Source organism: Nocardiopsis sp. B62, from assembly GCF_018070675.1.
Lineage (GTDB): Bacteria > Actinomycetota > Actinomycetes > Streptosporangiales > Streptosporangiaceae > Nocardiopsis > Nocardiopsis prasina.
In genome coordinates, this window is the sequence record NZ_JAGPXK010000001.1 from 222,592 (window position 1) to 239,444 (window position 16,853).

Here is a 16,853-nt window from a genome sequence, read left to right on the forward strand (position 1 = left end):
CCGTGGGGCCTTTGTGGGGGTGGGGGGTGGCTACGCTGTGGGGCGTGAACCAGTCGAGTTTTGTTGTGTCCAGCGTCAACGTCAACGGGTTGCGGGCGGCCGCGAAGAAGGATCCGGGGTTCGGGTCGTGGTTGTCGGCTTCTGAGGCGGACGTGGTGTGTTTGCAGGAGACCCGCGCGGAGGCCGATCAGCTTCCGGAGGGGGTCGTGGCTCCGCCGGGGTGGCACGTGGTGTTGTGTCCGGCCCAGGCCAAGGGGCGTGCGGGGGTGGCGCTCTATTCTCGTGCGGAGCCCGATGAGGTGCGGGTCGGGTTCGGTGTGGAGGAGTTCGCGGAGTCGGGCCGGTATGTGGAGGCGGACTTCGGTGCGGTGAGTGTGGCCAGCCTGTACCTGCCCTCGGGTGAGGTGGGCACGCCGCGCCAGGAGGAGAAGGAGCGCTTCATGGAGGCGTTCCTGCCGTACCTGGTGGAGCGGCGTGCGCGTGTGGAGGAGCGGGGGCGCGGGTTGGTGGTGTGTGGTGACTGGAACATCGCGCACACCGAGGCGGATTTGAAGAACTGGCGGGGGAACCGGAAGAACTCGGGGTTCCTGCCGGAGGAGCGTGCGTGGATGTCGCGGGTGTTCGACGAGGCGGGGTACGTGGACGTGGTGCGTGCTCTGTATCCGGACCAGGAGGGGCCGTATTCGTGGTGGTCCTATCGTGGTCGTGCCTTCGACAACGACACGGGGTGGCGGATCGACTACCAGGTGGCGACTCCGGGTTTGGCTGCTCGGGCACTGTCGGGGCGGGTGGAGCGTTATCCCAGCCGTGAGGAGCGGTGGTCGGACCATGCTCCGGTGACGGTGTCCTACGGGGCCGGGAAGTAGGTGCGGTGATGGGTGTTCCGATCGTGTTGGCGCACGGTTTGCGTTCGTCGTCGAGTATGTGGCGGCCGCAGGTGGAGTTCCTGCAGGCGCAGGGGCGCACGGTGGTGGCTCCTGATCTTCCGGCTCACGGGTCTCGTCGGGGTGAGGACTTCTCGGTGGGGCGTGCGGTGGACACGTTGTTGGAGGCCATTGACTCCGTGGGTGGTCGGGCCCTGTTGGTGGGTTTGAGCATGGGCGGGTTGGTGTCGATCGCGGCTGCGGGGGCGGCTCCGGGTCGGGTGGCCGGTCTGGTGGCGGCCAGTTGTACGGCGCAGCCGGATCAGTCGTTGGCGCAGGTGTACCGGATTCCTGCGGTGTTGATGGAGCGGTTGCCGGACAAGGGTGCGGCGGTCAATGAGCGGTTCCATCGGTTGACGTTGCGTGATGGTGCGGCTGACGCGGTGGTCGACGGTGGTCTGGCCGTGGAGGCGGCGACGGCGGTGATCGACGAGTTGGCGACGATCGACGCGTTGTCGGCGTTGTCGGCGTACGGGGGTCCGGTGTGGTTGGTGAACGGGGCGCGGGACCATTTCCGGATCCATGAGAAGGCGTTCTTCGACGCGTGCGTGGAGGGGCGTTTGGTGAACGTTCCGCGTGCGGGGCACATGGTGAGTCTGGATCAGCCGGTGATCTTCTCGCGGATGGTGTCGGATGCCGCTGACGTGGTGGGGGTGCGTGAGGCGCGGGCCGGGCTGGATTCGGATGCGCGTGAGGGTGTGATCGATTCCCCGCCGTCGGAGTTGGAGTCGGACGGGGTCTGAGGGCCGTGTGTGACAAGGGGGGCGGTGGGCCGTGGTGGCCCGCCGCCCCCCTTCGTGGTGGGTGGGGTGGTGTTCAGCTGTGGGTGGGGTCATGTGTGGGGTCGTCGTTGTGGGCGCGCGGGCGGGGCGGGCTGGGGATGGCCTGGCCGGGTCGGGGGCGTTCGGGCAGGTGGAAGAAGATCATGGGGTTGTGGGCGGAGTCGCGGACGGGGGTGTTGAGGCCGAGTTCGGTCTTGAGGTCGGTGAGGGCCTGGTGGTGGTGGGGTGCGCGGGCGGCGGAGGCGGTGAAGTAGTTGGTGGTGTTGTTGGCGAGCCATTTGAGGACGACGGCGCCTTCGGTGAAGGGCAGGGCGTAGCGCTGGTGGAAGACGTCGTGGACGCTGACGGGGATGTGGGCGGGCAGGGTGGGCAGGAGGTGGTGGATGTACCAGCGGGCGAACCAGCCGTTGTGGGCGGCGTCGATGAAGAGGTAGTCGGTGCTGGAGGGGATGTGGGTGATCTTGGCGCGGACGTCGCCCTTGGTGAAGGTCCAGCGGTCGTCGGCGAGGGTGTGGGGTACGTGGGTGGTGGCGTGGTCGACGATGTCGAAGGAGTGGAGGTGGCCGGTGCCGTTGTCGCGGAGGGCGGAGAGGATCCAGGAGGTGGACCAGCCGTAGTAGGTGCCGATCTCGACGACGTTGGCGGGGCGGTGGTGGCGTAGGAGGAGGTAGGTGATCTCGGCTTCGAGGTCGTCGAGTTGGGGGGTCATGGCGGGGTCGGCGTCGGCGTAGTGCTGGCGTTGTTGGTCGCGGACGCGGGCGAGGTCGTCGCGGTGGGTGGTGTAGAGGGTGGTGATGAGGTCGAGGTCGATGGTTGGCGTGCTGGACATGGGTGTGCTCCCCGGGGTGGTGTGGGTCGTGTTGGGCCACCTTTGATTGCCGAAAGTAACAGTGTTGTTGCTCTCTGTTAGTGGTTTCGTGGGTGTGTCGTGGGTTTCCGGGGGCTGGTGGTCGGGTCGGATGGGGTTGGAGTCGGGGCGGCGATGGTGGTCTGGGTGGGGTCGTGTGTGCCGCGTTCGGTGAGGGGGCTGGATGCGTGGGTTTTACGGTCTGGATTCCCAGGTGGGTGCGGGTGGCGATCTCGGTGTCCTGGTGCGTCCTTGGGTGATGGGAGTGAGGGCGGCCGCCGGGGTTGCGGGGTGTGAGGTGGGGGTGGTGTGACGGTGGTGGTGTGGGGGCACGGGGTAGGGCGTGCGTGAGATGGCCTGCCTCACATTCGTTGGTTGATGGGTTGTTTCGTGGGGTCAGTGAGGATGGTGGTGAACCTTGCGTCCTAGGGTGGGGCCGTGACAGGCAGTGAGAAGTCGCCCCCAGAGGCGACACAAACAGACGACGGGTCGGGGCTGGCGCACTCGCTGCGCCGCCGACACATGGCACTGATCGCGATCGGCGGATCGGTGGGGGCCGGGCTGTTCATCGGCTCCGGCGCGGTGATCCAGACCGCTGGCCCTGCGGCGGTGGTGTCCTACGCGTTGGCCGGGGCGCTGGTGTTCCTGACCCTGCGTGCGTTGGGCGAGATGGTCGTGTCGGTGCCGGCCGGGGGTTCGTTCTCCGACTACGCCCGGCTGGCCTTCGGACCCCGGGCCGGGTTCAGCATCGGCTGGTTGTACTGGTGGATGTACGCGGTGCTGGTGGCCGCGGAGTCGGTGGCCGGGGCCGCGATCCTGAGCCAGTGGGTGCAGGGCGTGCCGCCCTGGGCGCTGGCCCTGATCGTGCTGCTCACCATGACGGTGGCCAACCTGATCTCGGTGCGGGTCTTCGCCGAGACCGAGTCGCTGTTCTCCCTCATCAAGGTCGCCACGATCGTGGCGTTCCTGCTGGTGGGCGGGTTGTACGCGCTGGGGCTGTGGACCGGTGCGCAAGGGGCGACGGTCTCCCACCTGTGGGACCTGGGCGGGTTCGCGCCCAACGGCTGGGTGGCGGTGCTGGGTGCGACGGTGGTGGTGCTGTTCGCCTTCGGTGGCGTGGAGATCATCACGATCGCCGCCGGTGAGAGCGCCGAGCCGGAGCGGGGGGTGGCGTCGGCCATCACCAACGTGCTGTGGCGCATCGGCCTGTTCTATGTGGCCTCCATCCTGGTGGTGGTGATGGTCGTGCCGTGGAACTCCACCGATCTGGACCGCAGCCCCTTCGTGGTGGTCATGGAGATCGTGGGTGTTCCGGGCGCGGCGCTGATCATGGAGATCGTGGTGCTGATCGCGGTGCTGAGCGTGCTCAACGCCGCCATGTACACGTCCTCGCGGATGCTGTTCATGCTGACCCGTCAGGGGGACGCTCCCCGGGTGCTCCGGGGCACCAACCGCCGTGGGGTGCCGGTGCGGGCGATCCTGCTGGGCACCGTGGTGGGGTACGCGGCCGTGGTCGCCGACTACCTGTTCCCGGGGCAGGTGTTCGCGTTCCTGGTCGCCTCCATCGGCGCGATCCTGCTGGTGTTGTTCCTGACGATCTGCGCGTCGCAGTTGGTCGTGGGGGCGCGGGTGCGGCGTAACGCGCCCGAGCGGCTCACGTTGCGGATGTGGGGTTTTCCCTATCTGACGTGGGTGACCCTGCTGGGGTTGGTGGCGATCTTCCTGGCGATGGCGACCCTGCCCGAGCACCGTCAGGCGCTGTGGGCGACGGTCGCGGCCGTGGTGGTGGCGGTGCTGGCCTACGAGGCGCGTCGTGTGTTCGGTGCCAACCCGCCCAGTCGGCGGGTGCTCGGTGTGCAGGGGCGGGCCACGCCCGAGGAGCTGGACCGGGTGGCCGGGACGGGCTCGGTGTCGGCCGCCGTCGGTGGATCGCAGGGCTTCGAGGGTGAGGAGCCGCCCGGTGGGGGTTCGGAGGGTGAGGACCACTCCCCCGGCAAGTGAGCGGGGCCCGTCCCCGCACCGGGCTCCGAGTGGGGGTTCGCGTGGCGTCGTCTCCCTGGTGGGGGCGGCGCCACGTCGCGTTCGCGGGGGTGTGTGAGCGGCGCGAAGGGGGGTGTCGTGCCGGGTTCGGGGTGCGGTCGACGGGACGATGACCCCTGGGTGTCCGGAACGCACCTCTTGGTGGTTATGGTGCTGAACTCCGTTTTTGTCGCTATGGTGCTGCGCAACCCCTGAGAGGAGCACCCCCGTGCGACATTTCGTCGGCTTCCTGGCCGGCCTGATCCTGGGCCCGGTCCTACTTCTGGTGACTGGCTGGGCGTTCGCTCACCTGCGGGGCCTGAACGCCGTGCAGTCCGACGCCCTACAGGGCACCGGCCCCGTGGCGGTGGCCGGACTGGTGGGCGTGGGCCTGTTAGTCGCCCTGGTCGCGGTGCCGCCGCGCCTGACCCCGATGCTGCCCTTCGCCGCCGCCCTGGTCGTGGGTGGGGCGACCGCCACCGCCCTGCTGCGCATGCACCTGCTGGAACGCCTGCCGGTCCTGCCCGGTGTCGAGGGCGCCCTGACGCTGCTGCCCCTGGGCGTGTTCGTGCCCCTGGCCCTGGTGCTGGCCGCTCCGGTGTTCGTGGGTGCCCGCTGGGTCCGCGACAACGAGGACGGCCCCACCCGGGAGGAGTACTTCGACGGCCTCTACGAGGACGGAGGGGACGACGACCGGCCCCGTTCCACCGCGACCCGAGCCGAGCCCGTCCCGGAGCACCACCAGCCCCGGCACCGTTTGGAGGACGCCTGAGGGCTGAGGCCGCCCAGAACACGATGGGGCCCGGGAGAGCACTCTCCCGGGCCCCATCGCGTTGACGTGCGGCTACGTGGCCTTGGCTGGGCCCTCAGCGCCAGGCCGGGCCCCAACCCGAGCTCTGGGAGACCCCGCGCGGCATCCGGGGCAGCCCGGTGGGGGCGGTCGTGGAGGGCGCACCCGGCGCGGAGGCCCGCTCCCCCTGACCAGTCGGTGCCGGGGCGGTGGGGTTGGGCTCCTCCACGGCCGGGGCGGTGTCCTCCTCGGCGGAACCGGCGAACGTGGGCGCGTTGGTGGGCCCACCGTGTTCGCCCTGGTGGGTGAGCGGGGTCGGGGCGCCGCTCCCCCGCTGCTCGGTGACCGCTGGGAGGTCCTGGTCGGCCGGGACCGGCTCCCAGGGAACGCTCTCCTGGGCGGCTTCGTCGGGGAGGGCGTCAGCGAGCCCGGCGTTCTGGTTGGTGCCGTCGGCGCCGTTCCCAGGCCCGGTGGCGGGCAGACCGGTGCTGTCGTGTCCGGGGGCGGTGCCGACGCGCCCGGGGATCCCCTCCGGGGCGGCCGCGTTGGGCGCGGCGCCGGGGCCGTGCCCGTCGGGGGTGGTGCCCGCGGGCTGGTCCCGGTCGTCGGGTTCGGCTCGGGGGACGAACCCGCGCACGCGCTGGGCCTCGGCCGCGGGGGTGTGCAGCACGACGGGTTCGGGCAGGGGGGTGTGGTCCTGGGCGTCGGGGTCGGGGATGGCGGGTTCTGCCGGGGCCACCCGGTTCCACCACAGGGCGGCGTCCTCGGCGTCGAGCTCGGAGTCCACCTCCAACCAGCCGCGTACGTGCGGCAGGCGCCGTCCGGCGTTCCAGGAGCGCGGGTAGGGCTGTTCGTCCAGGACCAGGACGTGTTCGCCGTCGATGGTGGGGATCTCGGCGGGGACGCCCTCGTTCCAGACCCAGGCGCCGTCGTGGGCGACCAGGTTCCACCAGCCCCACACGGTCTGTGCGGCGGGGTCGACGGGGCCGTCGCGGAAGGAGGCGGTCCAGCGCGGGTCCGGGGCCTCGCCGGGCAGGCCCTGGCCTCGGGGGCCGATGAGGGCGTCGGCGAGCAGGGTGTGGAGTTGGAAGTTGTCGCTGATGCCGTCGAAGAGGACGCGGAAGGCGCGGCCGGAGGTGCGGTCCATGACCAGGGCGGAGGAGGCCTCGGCCATGCGCAGTAGGGCGCGTACCTCGTCGAACTCGGCGAGCAGGTCGCTGAGCTGGTTGGCGATCGCCGCGAGGTCGGCGTGCAGGGAGGGGTCGCCTCTGGTGTGGGCGCGGACGCCGGGCTCTCCCAGCATGGTGCGGGCGGCCAGGCCGTGGCGGCGGATGGTCCACCAGCACATGGTGGCGGCGGGGGCGTCGGGTCCCAGTTCGGCGGCCACGCGGGCTTCGGCGTCGGCGGTGACGGCGTCGGGGTCGGGTGGGGGTCCGCCGCCGGTGCGTTCCCAGGCGCGGACGAAGACGATGGCGCCCTTGCCCATGGTGCGCAGGCTGTGCAGGGTCTCGATGCCGGCGGGGCCGGGGTCGGTGCCCATTTCGACCAGGGCTCCGGCGACCACGGACAGGTCGGCGATGATGCCGGGGGCGGCGTGGTCTCCGGAGAGCAGGGGGGTCAGGGCCTCCAGGGCCAGTTCCCGTTCGGAGGCGGGGATCTGGGAGGCCAGGAGGTAGACCTTGTGGACGGCGGGTGGGAACTGTTGGGGGTCGGTGGCGACGGAGGCGTCGATCAGTTCTTGGAATGCCGCGCGAAACTCGTCGACCATGGGTCCGTCCCCTTTCTCACGCAACCAACCTAATGTCTCATCAGGGAAGGATCGCACTTTAACGGGCTGTATCAGGCTTTGATGGTGGGTTTGTTGGTGATTCGAGATGAGCGAGTGTTCGTTGAGTGGCAGCTCACACGGCCCGCGCGGGGTCACAGGCCCAGTCGCGTGACCGCGTTGTCCTCCAACGGGTTGGCGGTGCGGATGTAGTCGTGGACGGTCTGGGCGTTGGTCCAGCGGCCCTGACGCATGATCTCGCGGTCGTTGGCTCCGCCCAGGGCGGCCTGGGTGGCGAACCCGGCGCGCAGGGAGTGCCCGCCGAAGTCGTCGGGGTCCAGCCCGGCCCGCTCGGCGTAGCGCTTGACCAGGTTGCCCACGGCCTTGGGGGTCATCGCCTTCTCGGCCGGGCGGCCGTGCCGGTCCACGGCCGGAAGCAGTGGTCGGCCGGTGCCGTCGGACAGTTCCAGACGGTTCAGGTCCTGGCAGGAGTGGGTGGGCCCGGACTCGGGGGGGCGGGGGTCCCGCAGCCAGGCGCGCACGGCCTCGTTGCCGCCGTCGCGGTGCACCACCACCAGCGCCGACCAGTCGGCCACGGCGCACACCGGGCAGGTCAGGCGGTGGCGTCCCCGGGGCAGTGCCACGCGCTGGTGGGTCCTGCCCTCCTGGTCGGTCTTGGTCGCCCACAGCGACGCCACCAGGGTGGGTGCTCCGGAGGCGGCGTCGGTGCGCAGCTCCAGGTCGTCGAAGCTCAGCCCGGCCAGCTCCGAGCGGCGCAGCGCCCCGGCGAAGCCGGTCAGCAGCAGTACAGCGTCGCGTCTGCGGGCCACACCCCCGGGGTGACCCTCGGGTGGGCGCACCGCCAGCATCGACTCCAGGGTGCTCAGCACCACGGGGGCCTTGCGGCGGGGGCGGGCCCTGCGGGTGCGGCGGATGCCGCGCAGGGTCATGCGCACCACCTCGGCGCGGGTGGGTGAGTCCAGGCCGTGGGCGCCGTGGACGGCGGCGATGGCGGCCGAGCGGCGCTCCAGGGTGGCCGGGGAGAACGCCCAGGTGGTGCCGTCCTCGCCGCGCTGTTCGGCGCAGGCGGCCAGGTAGACGGCCACGTCCACGGGGTCGGCGGGCAGGGAGGTGCGCTGCTCGGCCAGGCACCAGGCGCCGAAGGAGGTCCAGTCGGCGCGGTAGGCGCGCAGTGTCGCCGGGGACTGGGCGTTGGTCAGGTACCGGCCCAGGGTGTGGGCCTGTTCGGCGTCGAAGCGCTCGCGGACCCGTTCCAGGGCGCGGGTGTCCACCAGGACGCCGGTGTCCAGGTGTTCCAGGCGGGCCCGCACAGTGGTGGGCAGGGCGATCTCGGCCTGGGGTTCGGGTGTCGGGGAGGGGTTGGTGGTGTCCACGGGTTCCATTGTGGCCCGGGTGGGGGCCCGGGAGTGGCAGGCGGGGCGGGCGAGTGGGCGGTGGGGCCGGGGGGTCAGCCGAACAGGTGGGTGGTCAGCGCTCCCCACAACTCGACCGGTGAGACGGTCAACAGCAGCAGGCCCACCGACAGGACCAGCGCGACGGCGAAGGAGATCGCCGCCATCCTGCGCCGCAGGAAGGCGGCGGTGACGGCCCCCACGGCCGGGACGACCCAGGCCATGATCAGGAACCAGATCAGGGCGGTGCCGATGGCGCGCACCGCCTGGGCCTCCTGCTCGGCCAGCAGCCCGGGGTCGGGTACGGCGCCGGGGTCGATGGGGTCGGCGGTCATGTCGAAGGCGTTGAGTCCGGCCAGGAGCAGGGCGAGCAGGGCCAGTGGGCTGCCCAGGGCCCACAGCGACCACAGCAGGACCCACAGGGCGGTCACCCGGCGGTCGGGCGGGTCGGTGACGGTGACCGGGGTCCGGCTCACGGGGCGTCTGTCCGGGATCTGCCCGGGTTCGACACGGCCCTGCTCGGTGGCCGGGGTCGGCTCGGACGGCCCCTGCAGGGGCTTGCGGCGGTTGCGTTTCTTCGGTGACACTCCCGGGAGCCTACCCGGCCAGACCGGCCAGGTGGATGACCACCACGAACACCACGGGCCAGACCAGCAGCACCAGGGACCACAGGGCGGCCCTGCGGTCGCCCGCCACGGTGGCCACGGCCGCGGCCAGGAAGGGCAGGCCCACGGCCGCGCCGAAGGCCAGGGTGAACCACTCGGCGGCCGAACCGGCGTGGGAGTCGGCGTCGACGCCCATCAGGTAACCGAAGGGGCCCAGAGCCAGCGCGAGCAGGGCCAGGACGATGACGACGACACGGATGCCGGTGGGGTGGCGGGTGTTGCGGCCACCGCCGGAGGAGGAGGGACGTTCAGACACGGGGGCCGTGGTGCCTTTCGAGAACGGTGGCGGGCCGGGGCGGCGTGGCCCACCAACGGGTGTGGGGGTGGGCTGGGTCGTGTTCGCCGGTGCGGGCGCCGGACCGGAGTGGCTGTGGCCGTGCCGCGCGACCCGGTGGGCGCGGGCTCGGAGGAGCCTGGCAAAGCGTCCGCGGAACACTCCCTCGCGTGCGCACGCCGTGGCCCGCCCACGCGAGGCGCTGGGCGCTCGCGGGTCGGGCGTGGTGTGCTCCCTAAAACGTACTCCACCTGGGGGGTGTCCGAAACCCGGGGGCGTTGGCGTGTGGGGTGGTTCTCATGGTGTGGGGGTCACTGGTGGGGCCAGGGTCGGGCGGTGGCGACCAGTCCGGTGAAGGCGGCCAGGAGGCGGAGTTCGTCGATGGTGCGGGGCGCGGTGGTGAGCAGGTCGGGTGAGTGCACGACCAGGGCCAGGACCTGGGCTCGGGACAGGGCGACGTTGAGCCGGTTGCGGTCCAGGACGAAGGAGGGTCCGCGGCTGGTCTCGGCGGCGTCGGAGGTGGTCATGGAGCACAGGACGGCGGCTGCCTCCTGCCCCTGGAACTTGTCGACGGTGCCCACCCGGACCCCTTCGAGCGCGGGGGTGTCCTCCTGGGCGTGGGCCAGGGCCTGGCGCAGGGTGCGCACCTGGAGGTTGTAGGGGGCCACGACGAGGATGTCGTGTCCGGTGAGGGGGCGGGGTCCCTGGTCGGGGTCGGTGGTGACGTGTTCGGTGACCAGGTGGCGGGCTGCGGCGACCACCGCCTCGACCTCCTCGGGGCTGTGGGTGGTGCGGCCGGTGTGGTGGACGGGCAGGGTGTACACGCCCGGGGTGAGTCGGCTGGGCGCGGTGGGGGTGCCCAGCGTGCGGTGTGCGGTGGAGGGGTGGGCCTGGAGGCGGCCCTGGTAGGAGAGTTCGGAGACGGGCGCGCACACGTGGGGGTGCATGCGTCGGGTCTGGTCCAGGAAGTAGCCCAGGGCGGGGTCGATGATGGCGTCGTGCCCCATGAGGTGCTGCAGGGCGGAGGCGTCGGCGCCCTCCGTGTGTACCCCTTGGACGACCTGGGGCAGTTGTTGGGGGTCGCCGAGCAGGACGAGGTTGTGGGCCGAGGCGGAGACCGCCAGGGTGTCGGCCAGGGCGAACTGTCCGGCCTCGTCGATGATGAGCACGTCGAGGGGGTCGGCGATGGTGTCCGCGCCGGACAGGCCCCAGGCGGTGCCGCCGATGAGGACGGGCTGTCCTTGCGCGGCGCGTTTGTTCCGCCAGTTGGCCAGGACCTTCTGGCTGGAGGGCTGCTCCCAGGGGGCGTCCGGGTCCTTCTTGCCGCCGCGCGGGCGTTTGGCGGCCGCCACTTCCAGGCCCTGTTGGTCGGCGGCGCGCAGGGCGGCGGCCATGACGTTCTCCACGGCCTTGTGTCCGGTGGAGCAGACCCCGACGCTGCGGCCCTCCTTGATCAGGTGGGTGATGAGCTGGGCGGCGAGGTAGGTCTTTCCGGCTCCGGGTGGGCCCTGGACGGCCAGGTAGGAGTGGTCCAGGCGGTCCACGGCGGTGATGGCGGCGCTGATGAGGTCGCCCTGTTCGGGGGCGGGCAGCGGGCCCGGGGGGTGCAGGCGCGGCGGGACGCGGCGCAGGACGTCCAGGCCGGGGTGGCGGGGCCACTCGGGCAGGTCCTGGACGGCGGTGTGGGCGACGCTCTCCAGGGCGCCGTCCTTGGGTTTGAGGTCCACCGGTGAGCCGGGCAGGGCCGCGACGGGGGCGCGGGAGAGCGTCTCGTCGGGGTTGGCGGTCTCCAGCAGTGTGAGGGAGTCGGGTTCGGCCCGGGTGACCGTGGCCGGGTGGGTGGTGGCGGCCTGGCCGGGGGCGCCGGGGTGGAGGAGGTGGACGCTCTCGCCGGTGGTGAAGGGGTTGGGGTGGGCGCGATCCAGGCGCATGGACACCTCACGTCGGGCCTTGGTGCGTCGGCCGGTGGGCTCCTCCCACTCCCCCACGTGCACCTGCCAGGGCACGGCGCAGTTGCTGTCGGTCTCCAGGTCCTGGAGGGGTGCGCTCTGGCGTTGGAAGTGTTCGCGCCAGGGCGGGGTGTTCTCGCGCTGGTAGTAGCCGACCAGGGCTGCCAGGGAGGCGCGGGGCTGGTCCTGGGCTGTGCGCTGTTCGGGGTCCTCGGGCACGTGTTCGAGGAGGGGTTCGGTCAGGGCGGCGTGGCGGGCGGCCTTCTCGGCGCGTTTGCGGGCGCGCTCGGCCTCCTCCTCGGTGAGCTCGAACTGGATGAGGGGACGGTCGGTGATGCCCTGTTCGGTGCGGTGGTCCTCCAGCCAGTCGCGCAGGCGGGCGGTGGAGTGGCAGTCGTCCCGGTTGTAGGCGGCGATGGCGGCCAGCACCTTGGTGGCGGTGTCGGTGTCTCCCGCCTCCTGTGCGGCCAGGTAGGAGGCGTAGGCGTCGATGCTGGAGGCCGCGGTGGTCACGCCGCCGTCGCGCGCGGTGTCCAGGTAGAGGGGTTCGAGGTACTTGATGGAGTAGGAGCGCTGGGACACGCGCAGGCTCTTGCGGACCACGGTGAACAGGTCCACGAGCCGGTTCTCGCGCAGGAGCCGGTTGACCTCCTCCTCGCGGGTGTCGAACTCGGCGCTCAGGTGCTTGAGGCGGTCCACTTCGTAGGAGGCGTAGTGGTAGACGTGCGCGTTCTCGTCGGCGTCCACGCGGGCGGTGGCGAAGTCGACGAAGTCCTCCAGGGCGCGTTGCTCCTGGGCGCGGTCGTGGGCCCAGAAGGCGTGGAAGGTCTCGTTCCCCTGGGCGTCCTCGGTGGTGGCGCCGAACAGGTACTCGAGGCCGCGTTCGCCCTGGCGGGAGTGGTAGGGGTAGCCCTCCATGTCGAAGAAGACGTCGCCTGGGCTGGGTGCGGGCAGGGTGGCCAGGCCCTCGGGTGAGAACACCTCGGCGGTGACGGTGCCCTGGGGGTTGGCGGGGGTGCGGGTGGTGTCCTGGCGGACCTGGAGGGCGGCCTGGGCGCGTAGTTGGTCGAAGGAGCGTCGCGGCAGGGTGGTGGGGCGGGCGTCGTCGGGGGCGCTGGCCAGGGCGTCGATGGTGTCCAGGCCGGCGTCGGCGAGTTTGGTGGCCTGGTCGGTGCGCAGTCCGGCGACCAGGGACAGGTGTCGGGCGGCGGTGCGTCCCTGGGAGCACCAGGTGGCGTAGCCGCATCCGTCGCAGCCGGGGCGGGGCTGGCCCCAGGTGGGGGTGGGCAGGGCCGGTTCGGTGGCCAGGTGGTCCAGGAGGCGGTTGGTGATGGTGGCGAGGATGGGGGTGAACTCGGCGGTGGGCAGGGTGTGGGTGTGTTGGTCGCCGGTGAGCAGGTGCATGTGCTGGGGGGTGTGTCCGTGCAGGACGGCCACGGCCTGGGCGTAGGCGGCGAGTTGGACCACGGCGGCGGGGCCGGGGCGGCGGGCGAGTTTGGTGTCCCAGGGTTCGTAGGTGTGGGGGGTGGGGGCGTCGGGGCGTGTGTGGCCGGTGGCGGGGTCCAGGTCGGAGCGGATGAGGAAGTCGGCGCGTCCGTGGAAGGCGACGGTGTCGGTGAGGGGGTGGTGGAAGGAGGCCTGGTAGATGACGGGGGCTCCGGCGGCCATGGCCTGGGCGGTGGCGTGGGCTGCCTGGGCCAGGGAGTGGTCGTCGGCTGTGGGGGGTTCCACGCGTACGAGGTTGTCGCCGAACAGGGTGGTGAGGCGTTCGAGTTCGGCCTTCTCGTGCAGGTCGCCGTGGTGGGCGACCAGGGCGTCGACCTCCTCGGGTCGGGGTGCGCCGGGTACGTGGGCGGCGAGCGCGCTCTTGAGGGCGCTGCGGTGGTCGCACTCCAGTGTGTCGACGAGGTCGGTGGGTGAGACGACCCAGCCGGTGGTGGTGCGGAACAACGCCCGACTCCCCTTGGTGTTGTGGTGCCTGCGGTGGTGGGTGGTGGGGATTGTGCCACGTCGGGGCGACGTGCGGGGACTCGTGTGTGCTGGTGGGCGGCCCGGTGCGGGGGTGGGTGGTGGCCCCGGTGGTGGAGTCTACGCGGGGTCGGGGGCGTGTGGAGGGTGATCGGCGCAGGTCAGCAGGCCGGGGGGCGGAGACGGCGATGCGCCCCGCACCGGGAGGTGGTGCGGGGCGCATCGGGTGTGCCGTGGTGGGCGTGGCGGCTAGCTCACGACCTCCCAGGCGACGGTGCCCACACCGGAGCCGGTGCCGATGATCTCGTCGAAGGCGGCCGTGGACAGGTCCAGGCAGCGTCCGGCGATGAAGGGGCCGCGGTCGTTGATGCGGACCGTGACCGACTTCCCGTTGTTGGGGTTGGTCACCTTCACCATGGTGTTGAACGGCAGCGTCTTGTGGGCGGCCGTCATGCCGTAGGTGTCGAAGGTCTCGCCGTTGGCGGTGGTGGCGCCGTGGAAGCCGTCTCCGTAGAAGGAGGCCTCGCAGGTGCCGCCCTCTCCGGTGCTCTGCGCGTCGGAGCCGCCGGAGTCACCGGAGGGTGCCTCGGGTTCGGTGGTCTCCTCCTCTTCGGGCTCCTCGCGGACGTCGGAGCCCGAGGCGGTCAGGGCCTGGGGTGCCCCGGCCTGGGAACGGTCCTGGTCGTCCTCGGGCTGGGCGGTGTCCTGTTCGGGCTCCTCCACGACCAGCGTCTGGGGCTGGGCCTTGGGGATGCCTGCGGCGTTGGTGGCGGTGCCCGGGTCGGCTCCGGAGATGAGGACGGCCGCCGCGGCGGTTCCGCCCACGACCAGGGTCAGGCCGGCGGCCGAGGCCACGACCAGCGCGCGCTTGCGGCGCGAGCGTGAGCGCGCGGCGGCCTGGCGGGGTCCGACGACGGGTGCGGCCTCGGTGGCGGCGTCGTGATCGTCGGCGGGCGGGATCTGGGGCTCGTTTGTGCCCACAACACAGTCCTTCGAACGGGAACAGGGGCGTGGCGGTGACCTCCCGGCACGGCGGCCGTGGAAGGCGCGGTGCGCCAGGTGGTGCGGGCCCCGGAAACGAGTGGAGCCGAGCACGGGAGACAGCGGGGACCGCCGGTGGCTTGGCACGGGGTCCGGGCGCAGAGCCTAGGGGTAACGCGAGGGTAACGGTACCGGAAAGCGCCGGTTTGTGGAACTTATCACCCACTGATATGGGACGTCCGCAGTTCAGGTCGACGTGGGGGCAGCCCCGCAGGAAAGAGGCTGGTCAGCGGGTTGGGCAGGTCCAGGCCGCTGAGCTCTGCCACCGCCTGCGACAGGGTGGGGTTGTCCAGATGTCCGCCCACGGCGGGGATGAGGGCGGCCATGGCCTCCAGGGGCGGGGCGCCCAGGGTGGCGGCCGCGTAGCGGGCGGCCACCGCCGGGGTGCGCGAGGCCCCCGCCCAGCAGTGCAGCAGCACCCGTTTGCCCTCGGCGCGCAGGGCGGCCACGGCGGAGGCGGCCTCGTCCAGGGTGAAGTGCAGGTTCGGGTTGCGGCCCGGGGTGTCGTGCAGCCACACCCGCACCCAGTCCGGCCCGGCCAGGTGGGGAGCGTCCTCGGGGTGGGTGCGGCACAGGGAGACGGCCGCGTCCACGTCCTCGGGACGCGAGCGCAGGAAGTCCAGGTTGCCGAGGAGCACCTGAGGGTCCAGGGGGTGGGGCACGGCGAAGGGCGGCAGGCGTTGCTCGGGCCGTACCCGGATGGGCAGCTGGGGCCAGCGGTCGGGGTGGGAGCCGTTGAGGGCCACCAGGGCGGCGACGGTCAGCGCGTGGGGGTCGGTGTGCTCGCTGAGCCTGCGCACGGCCTGAAGCGGCAGGGCCGAGGCCCCCCACCGCGCCCCGGCCAGCGCGCCGGTGTACATCGCGGCCAGGTCGCCGTGGGAGTGGTAGGCCGCCCACACCGTGTCCACCAGGTGGACGCAGGGGAACGCGCCCCGGGTGGGGCCCTCCACGGGGTGGGGGGTTCGGGTCAGGGCCCGCCAGGAGACCCCCAGGAGGTCGTCGTTGGTGGTGTGCTCCAGCACGGGTTCGCTGGTGGGCGCGGCGCCGGTCAGGACCAGGGAGCGCAGCGCCCGCGACCACGCGGCGTACTCAGGGGCAGCACTCGCGGGGGCGGAGCCGTGGTGCAGGGCGGAGCGGACCAGGTGGGCCAACGGCTGCGCGCCGGTTGCCTCCGTCGTGCCCTGGGGGGCGGGGGTGGTCGCGGCGGTGGCGAAGCTCTGGGCCAGGTGTGTGGGGGTGCCGACCAGGGCCGCCGCGGCCACGGCGCCCAGGAGGGAGCCGACGGCGCGGTCGTGGGAGGGTTCCTCGACGGGGCGTGTGTGGATGGGTGCTGGGGACACGGCTTTCCTGTCCGGTGCGGGGTCGGGCGGTGAGCCCGGCCCGGGTGGGGCGGGGGTCCACCGGTGGTCTTCCCTGGAGAGGTCGCTCCGGCACACGCCTTGCCGGTTGTGGCCATGCCGGGACCCCGGCCCGGGTGGGACGTGGACAGGTGGCGCCGGGGTGGTCAGGATGGAGGGTGCTATGCACACCATCGACGTCGCGCGCCCGGTGCGCGCTCTGGCCTCCCTGTCCGCACTGGCCGTGGGTGACGCCTTCGGCTCCCAGTTCTTCGTTCCCGAGAACCGTTCCCGCATGGTCGACCGGGAGTTGCCGCCCGGTCCCTGGCAGTGGACCGACGACACCGAGATGGCGGCGTCGGTCTACGCCGAGGTGCGGCGCGGCGGTGGGGTGGACGGGGGCCGGTTGGCGTCCTCCTTCGCCCACCACCACGACTTCGACCGGGGCTACGGTCCGGCCACGGGTCGGATGCTGCGGTTGGTCCGGGAGGGTGGTGACTGGCGGTCGCTGGCCTCGGAGTTGTTCGAGGGCTCGGGGTCCTTCGGTAACGGGGCGGCGATGCGGGTGGCGCCGCTGGGCGCCTGGTACGCCGAGGACCTGGACGAGGTGGCCGCCCAGGCCGAGGTGAGCGCGCGTGTGACCCACACCCACCCCGAGGCGGTGGACGGGGCCGTGGCGGTGGCGTTGGCGGCGGCCCTGGTGGCGCGGCGCGAGCTGTTGGGCGCGGGCCCGTTCCTGGACCGTGTGGTGGAGCGCCTGCCCCAGGGGCGGGTGCGTGAGGCGGTGCGGGACGCCCGTGCCCTGTTGATCACCACCGACCCGATCGGTGTGGCCCGCGAGCTGGGCAACGGGTCGCGGGTCAGTGCCCTGGACACGGTGCCGTTCGCGTTGTGGGTGACGGCCCGGTACCGGTCGGGGTTGGCGTCGGCTCTGTGGGCGACGGTGGCGCCGGGCGGTGACATGGACACCACGTGCGCGATCGTGGCGGGTGTGCTCGGGGCGGGGCTGCCGGCCGGATCGCTGCCGCGTGAGTGGGTGGAGCGCACCGAGCCCCTGCCCGCGTGGGCGGTGGGCTGAGCG

13 protein-coding genes are annotated in these 16,853 nt (G+C 72.2%); 5 read left to right on the forward strand and 8 right to left on the reverse strand.

All coding sequences use genetic code 11. The annotated features are described in order from the left end of the window. The first annotated feature begins 44 nt into the window (after positions 1-44). Complete coding sequence (locus KBX21_RS00955; RefSeq protein ID WP_210840691.1) at positions 45-866, forward strand: exodeoxyribonuclease III; 822 nt, start codon at positions 45-47, stop codon at positions 864-866. Positions 867-874: 8 nt separating this feature from the next. Continuing rightward, entirely contained in the window at positions 875-1,666 is a 792-nt protein-coding gene (locus KBX21_RS00960; protein WP_049579957.1) for an alpha/beta fold hydrolase, read from the forward strand. A 73-nt stretch (positions 1,667-1,739) separates the two neighbouring features. Here KBX21_RS00960 and KBX21_RS00965 read toward each other — a convergent pair whose 3' ends face one another. Then, positions 1,740-2,534, reverse strand: a complete 795-nt coding sequence (locus tag KBX21_RS00965; RefSeq protein ID WP_210840692.1) for a class I SAM-dependent methyltransferase — start codon at positions 2,532-2,534, stop codon at positions 1,740-1,742. A gap of 540 nt (positions 2,535-3,074) precedes the next feature. Here KBX21_RS00965 and KBX21_RS00970 point away from each other — a divergent pair. Both KBX21_RS00970 and KBX21_RS00975 read left to right on the forward strand, forming a co-directional pair. Beyond that, entirely contained in the window at positions 3,075-4,553 is a 1,479-nt protein-coding gene (locus tag KBX21_RS00970; RefSeq protein ID WP_210840828.1) for an amino acid permease, read from the forward strand. A gap of 247 nt (positions 4,554-4,800) precedes the next feature. Then, complete coding sequence (locus KBX21_RS00975) at positions 4,801-5,343, forward strand: hypothetical protein (RefSeq protein WP_210840693.1); 543 nt, start codon at positions 4,801-4,803, stop codon at positions 5,341-5,343. 94 nt (positions 5,344-5,437) lie between these two features. Here the strand turns inward: KBX21_RS00975 and KBX21_RS00980 are convergent, their stop codons facing one another. The 7 genes from KBX21_RS00980 to KBX21_RS01010 all read right to left on the reverse strand — a co-directional run bounded on the left by KBX21_RS00980 (position 5,438) and on the right by KBX21_RS01010 (position 15,775). After that, the gene (locus tag KBX21_RS00980) at positions 5,438-7,129 is read right to left on the reverse strand and encodes a hypothetical protein (RefSeq protein WP_210840694.1); all 1,692 of its coding nucleotides are present in this window, start codon (positions 7,127-7,129) and stop codon (positions 5,438-5,440) included. 152 nt (positions 7,130-7,281) lie between these two features. Beyond that, positions 7,282-8,529 carry a site-specific integrase gene (locus tag KBX21_RS00985; RefSeq protein WP_049579927.1) on the reverse strand — a complete coding sequence of 416 codons (1,248 nt, stop codon included), beginning with the start codon at positions 8,527-8,529 and terminating at the stop codon, positions 7,282-7,284. Positions 8,530-8,594: 65 nt separating this feature from the next. After that, positions 8,595-9,125, reverse strand: a complete 531-nt coding sequence (locus tag KBX21_RS00990) for a hypothetical protein (protein ID WP_210840695.1) — start codon at positions 9,123-9,125, stop codon at positions 8,595-8,597. 10 nt (positions 9,126-9,135) lie between these two features. Beyond that, positions 9,136-9,459: a hypothetical protein gene (locus KBX21_RS00995; RefSeq protein ID WP_049579920.1), complete on the reverse strand. Its 324-nt coding sequence runs from the start codon at positions 9,457-9,459 to the stop codon at positions 9,136-9,138. Positions 9,460-9,788: 329 nt separating this feature from the next. After that, positions 9,789-13,376 (reverse strand): TM0106 family RecB-like putative nuclease, encoded by a 3,588-nt coding sequence (locus tag KBX21_RS01000; RefSeq protein WP_210840696.1) that lies wholly within the window; start codon positions 13,374-13,376, stop codon positions 9,789-9,791. Positions 13,377-13,643: 267 nt separating this feature from the next. Continuing rightward, positions 13,644-14,375 carry a septal ring lytic transglycosylase RlpA family protein gene (locus tag KBX21_RS01005; RefSeq protein ID WP_210840697.1) on the reverse strand — a complete coding sequence of 244 codons (732 nt, stop codon included), beginning with the start codon at positions 14,373-14,375 and terminating at the stop codon, positions 13,644-13,646. Between the two features lie 218 nt (positions 14,376-14,593). Further along, complete coding sequence (locus KBX21_RS01010) at positions 14,594-15,775, reverse strand: dual specificity protein phosphatase family protein (protein WP_210840698.1); 1,182 nt, start codon at positions 15,773-15,775, stop codon at positions 14,594-14,596. A gap of 181 nt (positions 15,776-15,956) precedes the next feature. Between KBX21_RS01010 and KBX21_RS01015 the strand changes: the two genes are divergently transcribed. Next, on the forward strand, positions 15,957-16,850 hold the full coding sequence (locus KBX21_RS01015) for an ADP-ribosylglycohydrolase family protein (RefSeq protein ID WP_210840699.1): 894 nt from the start codon (positions 15,957-15,959) through the stop codon (positions 16,848-16,850). The last annotated feature ends 3 nt before the right edge of the window (positions 16,851-16,853 follow it).